Origin of the sequence: Oceanisphaera marina, from assembly GCF_014643915.1 — a bacterium.
Lineage (GTDB): Bacteria > Pseudomonadota > Gammaproteobacteria > Enterobacterales > Aeromonadaceae > Oceanimonas > Oceanimonas marina.
Window position 1 is genome coordinate 12,285 of record NZ_BMKE01000019.1, and the last position, 10,823, is coordinate 23,107.

General features: G+C 59.4%; 7 protein-coding genes. 1 reads left to right on the forward strand and 6 read right to left on the reverse strand.

The annotated features are described in order from the left end of the window. Positions 1-91: 91 nt before the first annotated feature. On the reverse strand, positions 92-1,366 hold the full coding sequence (gbca, locus tag IEW52_RS11580) for a glycine betaine monooxygenase oxygenase subunit (RefSeq protein WP_188630238.1): 1,275 nt from the start codon (positions 1,364-1,366) through the stop codon (positions 92-94). Between the two features lie 287 nt (positions 1,367-1,653). Here gbca and gbcB point away from each other — a divergent pair, with 287 nt between their 5' ends. Further along, positions 1,654-2,760, forward strand: a complete 1,107-nt coding sequence (gene gbcB / locus IEW52_RS11585) for a glycine betaine monooxygenase reductase subunit (RefSeq protein ID WP_188630239.1) — start codon at positions 1,654-1,656, stop codon at positions 2,758-2,760. Between the two features lie 63 nt (positions 2,761-2,823). On the opposite strand, the gene IEW52_RS11590 is transcribed toward gbcB, so the two are convergent. The 5 genes from IEW52_RS11590 to fdhA all read right to left on the reverse strand — a co-directional run bounded on the left by IEW52_RS11590 (position 2,824) and on the right by fdhA (position 10,565). Continuing rightward, positions 2,824-4,029 carry an MFS transporter gene (locus tag IEW52_RS11590; protein WP_188630240.1) on the reverse strand — a complete coding sequence of 402 codons (1,206 nt, stop codon included), beginning with the start codon at positions 4,027-4,029 and terminating at the stop codon, positions 2,824-2,826. A 291-nt stretch (positions 4,030-4,320) separates the two neighbouring features. After that, the gene (fdhF, locus tag IEW52_RS11595) at positions 4,321-7,173 is read right to left on the reverse strand and encodes a formate dehydrogenase subunit alpha (RefSeq protein ID WP_188630241.1); all 2,853 of its coding nucleotides are present in this window, start codon (positions 7,171-7,173) and stop codon (positions 4,321-4,323) included. 3 nt (positions 7,174-7,176) lie between these two features. Beyond that, complete coding sequence (locus tag IEW52_RS11600) at positions 7,177-8,664, reverse strand: formate dehydrogenase beta subunit (RefSeq protein WP_229667918.1); 1,488 nt, start codon at positions 8,662-8,664, stop codon at positions 7,177-7,179. 59 nt (positions 8,665-8,723) lie between these two features. Beyond that, positions 8,724-9,215 carry a formate dehydrogenase subunit gamma gene (locus tag IEW52_RS11605; protein ID WP_188630243.1) on the reverse strand — a complete coding sequence of 164 codons (492 nt, stop codon included), beginning with the start codon at positions 9,213-9,215 and terminating at the stop codon, positions 8,724-8,726. 150 nt (positions 9,216-9,365) lie between these two features. Further along, positions 9,366-10,565: a formaldehyde dehydrogenase, glutathione-independent gene (gene fdhA, locus IEW52_RS11610; protein ID WP_188630244.1), complete on the reverse strand. Its 1,200-nt coding sequence runs from the start codon at positions 10,563-10,565 to the stop codon at positions 9,366-9,368. Positions 10,566-10,823 lie beyond the last annotated feature (258 nt).

Below are 10,823 nucleotides of genomic sequence, written 5' to 3' on the forward strand. Positions count from 1 at the left end.
ACAGACTTCCCGCCAGCACGAGAATGACGATAGAAAATCAGCAGGAACAAAGAGGGGGGAGACGATGGCTCCCCCCTCTTTTGAGTCGGCCTTACTCGGGTAACGTGACGGCCAGACTCTGACCGGTAGCATGCCCGATAAAGGTATCCGAATACCAGTCGATGAAATTCACCACACCAAACTCGTAAGTCGGGGAATACGGACCCGGTTCGTAAGCGATGGAATTGATGCCACGCTGATTATTTTCGGCCAGGGTTCTGTCCTGGGCATTGGTGGCATCCCATACCCGGCGCAGTTTTTCCACGTCGTAGTCGATTCCTTCCACCACGTCCTTGTGTACCACCCACTTGGTGATCACTTTGGTTTTCTGCGGGCCGATGGGCACTACCTGAAAGGTAACCAGGTGATCACTCTGGCCATGGTTCCAGGAGTTGGGCAGATGCAGGATACGCAGCGAGCCAAGCTCGCGATTTTTAACCCGGCCCAGAGTCTTCTCGCAGGCATGGCTGCCGTCTATGGTCATGGCCACTTTGCCCTCGGCCAACGGCATGCGCACCATGCGGTTGCGCAGCCCAAACGACACATGGTGATGGGGGATGTTCTCCGCATCCCATTGCTCGCCCATGCGTGCTACGTGCGCCTTGAAGGCATCGGTGGCACGAGGATCCGTGGTGTCATCAAATTCCAGCAGAGTGTTGAGCAACTCGGGATGAGAGCCGTTGCAGTGATAACACTCGCGATTGTTTTCGATAACCAGTTTCCAGTTGGCATCCTCGATAATTTCCGACTGCACCGCCACCTTGGCGTTCTCCAGATCATAAGGTTCGAGGTAACGCTCCAGCTCCGCCAAAAAGTCATCGATGACGGGCGGGTTCTCGGCCAGGCTGATGAAGATGTAACCACCGGCGGTCTTGGTATGTACCTGCTTCAACGGGAAGTCGGCTTTGTTGAAGCTGTCCCCCATATCATTACCGGCATAGAGCAGCTTGCCGTCCAGCTCATACGTCCACTGATGATAAGGGCAGACCAGCTTGGCCACCTTGCCCTGCTTCTCGGTGCAAATTCGCGAACCCCGGTGTCGACAGACATTGTGAAAAGCCTGAATGCCCTGCTTGTTGCGTACTATGGTTACAGGGTTATCACCCACCTCCAGAGTCATGAAGTTGCCCACAGCAGGGATCTCGCAGGTCAGGCCAACAAACAGCCACTCCTTGCAATAAATCTGCTCCATGTCGGCGGCAAACACCTCGGGGCTGTTATAGAACGCCTGGGGAAGTGAATACCCTGAACGACGCTGATGCAGCATCTGTACGGCATCATCCAGACTGAGGGTCGTGCCTAACCATACGCTATTGATCTGCTCCATGTTTGCTGCTTCCTTTGCTGTTGATATTGCGCTATGCCCCTGCCACCAGAGCCGGACATCGGTAACGCTATTCTCACCAAGAGCATGAGATAGAGGTTATCTGAAAACGACCCGGTTACCGTTGTTTTCCGACCTGCCCACCTTAGTTCTACCCAATCAATCTCTGCCTGACAGACAAAAAGGGGCTGGCAGATAACTGCATGTCGTTTTTAAGCATTCAACAACCACCAAAGTACACAAAAATGCTGGCATGAGAATTATCAGGCGATGCCAGACGGAGAACAGCGATGAATCAGGATTTTATCTCACCCATCAATACCCAGACGTGGAGTAACGGACGTCACCCTGTGCGTTGTGTAAGGGTTATCCAGGAAACCTGGGACGTAAGAACCTTCTGTTTTACTGCAGAAAGTCCCCTGCTGTTCTTCTTCAAACCCGGTCAGTTCGTTACCCTGGAGCTGGAAATAGCAGGACAAACGGTGATGCGCAGCTACACCATAGCTTCTGCGCCTTCCGTACCCTACAGCTTCTCCATCACAGTCAAACGGGTACCGGGTGGCGAAGTATCCAACTGGCTGCACGACAACCTGAATGAAGGCGATGCGCTGGCAGTCCATGGTCCGGTCGGCAACTTCAACTGTATCGACTTCCCCAATGACAAGGTGCTGCTGCTCTCCGGCGGTGTTGGCATTACTCCTGTGATGTCCATGGCGCGCTGGTGGTTCGACACCAATGCCGACGTCGACATCCACTTCGTGCACAGTGCCCGCACGCCCAAGGATCTGGTGTTCTACCGGGAGCTGCAGCATATGGATTCCCGACTGAAAAACATCCACCTCAGCCTCATTTGTGAACGTACCGATATCGGGGAGACCTGGAGTGGCTTCAAGGGATATCTGAACGGTTCCATACTCGCGCTGATAGCACCGGACTTCATGGAGCGGGAAGTGTTCTGTTGTGGCCCCAACCCTTACATGCGGGCGGTGCGCACCTTGCTGGAAAACAGTGGTTTTCCAATGGAGCACTATCATGAGGAAAGCTTCGGCGCCACGCCGGTCGAAGTAGCCGAAGATGTCGAAGAACATGCCCGCGAGGCCGTCGAGCTGGCCGAAGAGCTGGAACGTACCGAAGACAGATTGACCGTATCCTTCCAGAACAGCGATCTGCAGGTTGAGATATTACCGGGCGAAACCCTGCACAGCGCCGCAGCCCAGGTAGGACTGCACATACCCAAGGCCTGTGGCATGGGCATCTGCGGTACCTGCAAGGTGCAGCTGGTAAGAGGCGACGTCACCATGGATCATAACGGCGGTATTACGGACGAAGATATCGCCGAGGGTTATGTGCTGAGCTGCTGCAGCGTGCCTCAGGGAAATGTAGAAGTGGCGTTCTAGGTCGAGGGGATAGACGACCGCTCCTCTCGTTTTGCCTGAGCCAGTAACCCGGCTCGGGCTTTTTTAGCCGACAGAGATGCCGACCCGCATCCGCTGGCGCCGTTCCTGATATAGCACGATGAGGGTCGTGAACACCATAAACCCGACGGCCGACCACAGCACACCGCTGGCCAGGCCCCGATCGAGCAGAAAACCGAACAGCACCGGGCCGATGACACCACCAAAGTTGAAGCCGGTAGACACGATGCCGAAGGTGCGCCCTTCCGCTCCCTCGGGAGAGGCCGCACGCACCAGCATGTCACGCGAGGGGGCCACCATGCCGGTCAGGAAACCGGTTAACCCCAGTACCATGGCCAACACCAGTGGCGGCAGCGGCATCATGATGACTATTACTACGAGCATCGCCGCCAAGGCAAATGCCACCGCCGCCACATCGCCGTGCCGCTCCGTTCTGTCGGCCAGCACACCGCCTGCCAGCACACCGAAGGCACTGGCAAACAGAAAGCAGGTTAACGCCAGGTTCGCCACGGGTAATGCAACATCGAAGCCCTGAACCAATGCCGAAACGGAAAATCGTTCTATTGCACCGGTACTCAGACTGAGCAGGGTAAACAGCAGCGTCAACAACGCTAAAGTGGTCATGGCCGTGGAGCTGGGCCGGCCCGTAGCACCGGTTAGCCTGGGGCTGTCGGCGGACATCGTTTTTTCAGGAGCCAACAAGGCGGAACCGGAGGCGACAAACCCCAGGGCCAGTAGCCCGGCCAGAGCGGCAATCGCAAAGGACCAGCGCGGATCGAAGGCCAGCGCGATCCCTACCATCAGGGGTGGCGCCAGTGCCCCCCCGAAAAACCCCGCAAAGGTATGCACCGAAAAAGCCCGCCCCATCCTGCCGGACGGCATGCCACGCGACAGCAATGAATAGTCGGCGGGATGATAGACGCCGTTGGCCAGCCCCGCCAGCCCCATGGCAAGCAACAACCAGGAATAGGTGGGCAGCAGTGCGACCAGTCCGAAGCTGGCAGAGCCCAGCGTCAACGCCGCCATCAGCATTCGCCGGGCACCCAGCCGGTCGACCAGAAAACCCAGTGGCACCTGTACCAGCGCCGATACGATGTTGAATATGCCAATAGCCAGTCCCAGCTCGAAAAAACTGACCTGCATGGTGTCGGGCAGCAATGGCAGCATGGCGGGAACCGTCATGATATGCAGATGGCTGATCAGATGGGCGACGGAAACCCGGGCCAGTAACTTGTTGGGTGATGCTGTCATACACGCCTCCAGAACGATGCCAACCGGGTATCATCGCAAGCGACGGCCCCCCTCAGAACATTGCACCATGAAACACGCCGGCGGCCAGACGAAATGGCACAGGAAGCGAAAAGTCGGGACCACCGCCACGAGAGGCTGACGGTGGTAGCCGGGACGCACGCCGGGCAACGTCGACGTGCAAAGGGGATAATGTAAAGGGTTCTTGCCTGCGGGTCGAGCGCGATGCGCTGGTACCGCATGTCGTAACTGGTCCGACGGCTCATGCTTGCCTTGCTGAGCCATTACCTCTCCTCAGCCGGAATCCTGCCCGGCATGCTCCAGCTGTTCACGGGTGAAATCATGAAACTTCCGCTGCCAGTCAGACAAAGCATGCTCATCCGTACCCGACACCTGCACCGCCGTTACCTTGTATTCCGGACAGTTGGTCGCCCAGTCGGAATTGTCGGTGGTGATGACGTTGGCACCACTATGCGGAAAGTGGAAGGTGGTATACACCACCCCCGGCTGCATGCGCTTGCTCAACCGGGCCTTCAGCACCGTCGCACCGGTACGGCTGGCAATGGCAACCGGCTGGCCGTCCGCAATGTTGCGCAGCTGGGCGTCATGGGGATGGATTTCCAACACGTCCTCGCTGTGCCAGACGTTGTTGTCGGTGCGCCGGGTCTGGGCACCCACGTTGTACTGGCTGAGAATACGTCCGGTGGTCAGCAGCAACGGATAGCGTTCCGACACCCTCTCGGTGGTGGGAATGAACTCGGTCACCACCATGCGCCCCAGACCGATGGGGAAACTGTCGCCGTGCATGATGGGCATGCCCTGCGGATACTCGTCGTTACACGGCCACTGTATGCTGCCCAGTTCTTCCAGCAGCGCATAACCGACCCTGGCAAACGACGGCGTCACCGCGGCAATTTCATCCATGATCTCGGAAGGATGCTCATAATGCATCGGATAGCCGAGCGCGTTGGACAATGCCATGGTGACTTCCCAGTCCTCCTTGCCCGCCAGCGGCGGCATCACCTTGCGCACCCGGTTGATCCGGCGCTCCGCATTGGTGAAGGTGCCGTTCTTCTCCAGGAAGGTGGAGCCGGGCAGGATCACATGGGCAAACTTGGCGGTCTCGTTGAGGAAGATATCCTGCACGATCAGCAGGTCCAGCGCGCGCAGCGCCGCTTCCACATGCTGGGTATTGGGGTCCGACTGGGCGATGTCTTCGCCCTGCACATACATGGCCTTGAACTGGCCGGCGATGGCCGCATCGAACATGTGTGGAATACGCAAGCCCGGCTCGCCGTCGAGGCTGACGCCCCAGGCCGCTTCAAACCGGCTGCGCACCTGTTCATTGTTGACCGGCTGATAGCCCGGCAACTCATGAGGGAAAGACCCCATGTCGCAGGAACCCTGCACGTTGTTCTGGCCACGCAGCGGGTTGACCCCGACCCCGGGTCGGCCGATGTTACCGGTGGCCATCGCCAGGTTGGCAATGCCCATCACCATGGTCGAGCCCTGGCTGTGCTCGGTGACGCCCAGGCCGTAATAGATGGCGCCATTAGCGGCGCTGGCATACTGGCGGGCAGCCCGGCGAAGGGTGTCGGCCGGCACGCCGAGCACCGCCGCCATTTGCTCGGGAGCATGACGCTGTTCGGCCACAAAGGCCCGCCAGGCGCGGTAATCTTCCGGATCGCAGCGCTCGGCAATAAAGGCCTGCTCTTCCAGCCCTTCGGTCACCACCACATGCGCCAGCGCATTGATTAAGGCCACGTTGGTACCGGGGCGTATCGGCAGATGGATGCCCTCGCCCGCGTGGGGCGTTGCCAGCAGATCGATTTGGCGCGGATCGGCCACAATCAGGCTGGCCCCCTCGCGCAGGCGCTTGCGCATCATGGAGCCGAACACCGGGTGGGCATCGGTCGGGTTAGCGCCGATCACCAGAATGCAGTCGGCCTGCATCACCGAATCGAAATCCTGGGTGCCCGCCGACTCGCCCAGGGTCATCTTCAGGCCATAGCCGGTGGGGCTGTGGCAGACCCGGGCACAGGTATCGGTGTTATTGTTGCCCAGTGCCGCCCGCACCAGTTTCTGCACCAGATAGGTTTCTTCGTTGGTACAGCGGGACGAAGTAATGCCGCCCACGCTTTTCTGGCCATATTGTTGCTGCACTTCGCGCAACCGGCGGGCGGCAAAATCGATGGCCTCTTCCCAGCTGACCTCGTTCCAGTCATCGTCAATCGACTCCCGGATCATCGGCTTGGTCAGCCGGTCCTTGTGGGTGGCGTAGCCGAAGGCGAAACGTCCCTTGACGCAGGAGTGACCATGATTGGCACTGCCGTTCTTCCAGGGCGTCATGCGGATCAACTGATCGCCTTTCATTTCCGCCTTGAACGCGCAACCAACGCCGCAATAGGCACAGGTGGTCACCACGCTGTGCTCGGGCTGGCCCTGATCGATCACCGATTTTTCCATCAGCGTCGAGGTCGGACAGGCCTGAACACAGGCTCCGCAAGATACGCAGGCCGAGTCGACAAAATTGCTGTCCTTGCCGGTCGACACCTTGGAGTCGAAGCCCCGACCTGCAATGGTCAGCGCAAAGGTGCCCTGCACCTCGCCGCAGGCCCGCACACAACGGGAGCAGACGATGCACTTGCTGGGATCGAAGCTGAAATAGGGGTTGGATTCGTCCTTGACCGCCGCCAGATGGTTGTCGCCGTCAAAGCCGTAGCGCACTTCGCGCAGACCCACCGCGCCCGCCATGTCCTGCAGCTCGCAGTCGCCGTTGGCCGGACAGGTCAGGCAGTCGAGCGGGTGATCGGAGATATACAGCTCCATCACGTTGCGGCGCAGTTTGGCCAGCGCCCGGGTCTGGCTGAGTACCACCATGCCCGGCTCGGCTGGCGTGGTGCAGGACGCGGGATAGCCACGCCGCCCTTCAATTTCTACCGTGCACAAACGGCAGGAGCCGAAGGCTTCCATGCTGTCGGTGGCACACAGTTTGGGAATATTGATGTCGATCCGGGCCGCAGCATGCATCACAGAGGTGCCTTCGGGTACGGTCACCTCGACGCCATCGATGGTCAGGGTGATCAGGTTTTCCGACAGCCGGGCCGGCGTCCCGTAATCCTTCTCGGGATAAAAATGTTCAACCATCTTTCACGCCCCCTTCGAGTCGTTGAAATCTTCGGGAAAATACTGGAGTGCGCTCTTCACCGGGAACGGCGTCATGCCGCCCATGGCGCACAGGGAGCCCTGAATCATGGTGTCGCACAGGTCTTCCAGCAATTCGATGTTGGCGGCTCTGTCGTCGCCAGCAATGATTTTGTCGATCACTTCCACTCCGCGCACCGAGCCGATTCGGCACGGCGTGCACTTGCCGCAGGACTCTTCGACGCAGAATTCCATCGAAAAGCGGGCCTGCTGGGCCATGTTGACCGACTCGTCGAACACCACCACGCCGCCGTGCCCCAGCACGGCGCCGATGTGGCCGAAAGACTCGTAGTCGAGCAGCACATCGAACTGCTCCGGCGAAAGATAGGCCCCCAGCGGCCCGCCCACCTGCACGGCGCGCACCGGGCGTCCGCTGTGAGTACCACCACCGAATTCGTGGATCAGTTCCCGCAAGCGTCGGCCGAAGGCCAGCTCCACCAGCCCCCCCTGCCTGAGGTTACCGGCCAGCTGGAATGGCAGCGTGCCCTTCGAACGCTCAAAGCCATAATCGGCGTAATGTGCGCCCCCCTCGGCAAGAATGGCGGGAATGGCGGCAAAGGTAAGCACGTTGTTGACCACGGTCGGCTGACCGAACAGGCCGACGATGGCCGGCAGCGGCGGCTTGGCGCGCACCATGCCGCGCTTGCCTTCCAGGCTTTCCAGCAACGAGGTTTCTTCACCGCAGATATAGGCACCGGCACCGAGTCGCACTTCCAGCTCGAAGGTACGGCCGCTGTCGGCGGCATTGGCGCCCAAATAACCGGCGGCAGTGGCGCGATCAATGGCTTCGTTCAATACCTTGTGGGCCAGCGGATATTCTTCCCGCAGGTAGATGTACCCCTGGGTGGCGCCCACCGCCAGGCCGCTGATAATCATGCCCTCGATCAGCATGTAGGGATCGCACTCCATCACCATGCGGTCGGCAAAGGTGCCCGAGTCCCCTTCATCGGCATTGCAGACGATATACTTCTGCTCGGCTGGCGTATCCAGCACCGTTTGCCACTTGATGCCGGTAGGAAAGGCCGCCCCGCCCCGGCCGCGCAGGCCGGAGACCTTGACCTCGTCCACCAGATGCTGACTGGAACGGCTGACCGCCCGGGTAAGACCCTTGAAACCGTCCAGCGCCCGGTAATCGTCCAGCGACAGCGGATCCGTGATGCCGACGCGGGCAAAGGTGACCCGCTGCTGCTGCTTGAGATAGGAAATGTCTTCGGTGAGGCCCAGGGCCAGTGGATGTTCAACCGCACCGCGCTCGAAGCAGGCGTCGAACAGCGAAGCCACATCGTCCAGTTCGACCGGACCGAAGCCATAACGGCCTTCGGCGGTGTCCACTTCAATCAGCGGCTCCAGCCAGAACAGGCCCCGCGAGCCGTTGCGAACCAGATCGATATCCATGCCGCGCCGTTTGGCTTCACGCCGAATAAGGGTGGCCACATCCTCCGCTCCCAGCGACAGGGCGGTAGTTTCATGGGGAACATAGACGCGCAGGGTCATTATTTCAGCTCCAGTTTGAAGGTGGTCAGCTCATCCACCAGCCGATCGAATTTGGCCGGGCTCATCCGTCCCTTGATCTGATCCCCGACACGAATGGAAGGGCCGGTGGCGCAGTTGCCCAGGCAATACACCGCCTTCAGGCTGATGTCCTGATTCGGGGTGGTCTGGTCGAGACCGATGTTCAGCTTTTCCCGCACATGGCGTTCAAACTCCCGCCCGCCCTGCGCCTGACAGGCTTCGGCGCGGCAAATTTCGATCACATGCCGACCCGGTCGCTCACTGCGGAAATAATGATAAAAACTGATCACACCGTGCACGTCGGCGGCGGTGTAACGTAAATGAGAGGCAATGATCTCGATGGCGGGATCGGGAATGTACCCGAAATGATCCTGAATACCATGCAGAATAGGTAACAACGCGCCGGGTTTGTGTTTCATCGACGCCACCAGCTCTTCGATAGTATTGAGCACGCCCGCTTGAGTATCATCCATAGCATCAACCTTTATGAAAACGGTCATGGCGGCACAGGGAAATACGCCGCCGTGAATTGTTCTGTTCGACCGGCCGCTCCTGGCCAGACGTATTTCATCGCGCAAGATGCCCTCCATCGACAGAGGGCATCGGGTTATCCAACCTATCCTTTACGCTGGCACCATACCATGGGGGTCTATCACAAATTTCTTCGCTACCCCGCCGTCGAACTCGGCATAGCCCTGTGCCGCCTTATCCAGGCTTATCACCTGCACGTTGACCGCGTCGGCGATTTTCACCTTGTCGAACAGAATCGCCTGCATCAGGGGTCTGTGGTATTTCATCACCGGACACTGGCCGGTATGGAAAGAGTGAGACTTGGCCCAGCCCAGGCCAAAGCGCATGCTCAGCGCACCCTGTCTGGCGGCTTCATCGACCGCGCCCGGATCTTCGGTCACATACAGGCCGGGAATACCAATCTGGCCGCCGGCTCGGGTCAGGGCCATCGCCGAGTTCAGCACGGTCGCCGGCTGCTCCTTGCCATGATCGCAGCCGCAACCATGGGCTTCGAAGCCGACACAGTCGACGAAGGCATCCACTTCGCGTTCGCCCAGAATCTGTTCAATCTTGTCTTCCATCGACCCTTCTTCGCGCAGATCGATGGTTTCGCAACCAAAGCTGCGCGCCTGGGCCAGACGATCCGGAATCATGTCGCCGACGATAACGCAGGCGGCCCCCAGCAACTGGGCCGAGGCGGCGGCGGCCAGACCAACAGGGCCGGCACCGGCAATATAAACGGTAGAGCCGGGGCCGACGCCGGCGGTCACACAACCGTGGAAACCGGTGGGAAAGATGTCGGACAGCAACGTCAGGTCGCGGATTTTCTCCATCGCCTGGTTGGGATCCGGAAACTTGAGCAGGTTGAAGTCCGCATAGGGCACCATCACATACTCGGACTGGCCGCCGACCCAGCCGCCCATGTCCACATAACCGTAGGCGGCGCCGGGGCGAGCCGGGTTCACGTTCAGGCAGATGCCGGTTTTGCCTTCCTTGCAGTTGCGGCAACGGCCACAGGCGATGTTGAACGGCACGGAAACAATGTCGCCCACCTTCAAAAACTCGACATCACGGCCGCATTCGATGATCTGGCCGGTGATTTCATGGCCCAGTACCAGGCCTGCCTGGGCTGTAGTTCGCCCACGCACCATGTGCTGGTCACTGCCGCAGATATTGGTCGCCACCACCTTGAGGAGCACCCCGTGGTGACAGGCGCGCTTGCCGATGGACAGCTCGGGAAAAGCGATGGATTGCACCTCGACCTTGCCCGGACCGGTATAGACAACGCCTCTGTTTCCGTGAATTGCGCACATAATCAACGTCCTTTTGCTTAACGGGAGTCAACGCCGGCATCAGCCCGCGCGTCACAAACCGCAACAGGCAGTCTCTTCGCCTGTCAACGTAGCCGACAGTAAACCGCCGAACCCCGTTCATCACATTGCTGATTAAGACACCGACATGCCAAAACGAGACATAACGGGCTACCGTATTCGCATACCTCATCCGGCAAGAGCACTGTTATCCTGGTACTGCGCTCTATCCCCATGAACATGTACCTTCCGACTGAAGGC

Excerpts from the sequence above, each read along its gene's own strand:
- gbca (WP_188630238.1), bottom strand. The coding sequence starts at position 1,366 with ATGGAGCAGATCAATAGCGTATGGTTAGGCACGACCCTCAGTCTGGAT.
- gbcB (WP_188630239.1), top strand. The coding sequence starts at position 1,654 with ATGAATCAGGATTTTATCTCACCCATCAATACCCAGACGTGGAGTAAC.
- IEW52_RS11590 (WP_188630240.1), bottom strand. The coding sequence starts at position 4,029 with ATGACAGCATCACCCAACAAGTTACTGGCCCGGGTTTCCGTCGCCCAT.
- fdhF (WP_188630241.1), bottom strand. The coding sequence starts at position 7,173 with ATGGTTGAACATTTTTATCCCGAGAAGGATTACGGGACGCCGGCCCGG.
- IEW52_RS11605 (WP_188630243.1), bottom strand. The coding sequence starts at position 9,215 with ATGGATGATACTCAAGCGGGCGTGCTCAATACTATCGAAGAGCTGGTG.
- fdhA (WP_188630244.1), bottom strand. The coding sequence starts at position 10,565 with ATGTGCGCAATTCACGGAAACAGAGGCGTTGTCTATACCGGTCCGGGC.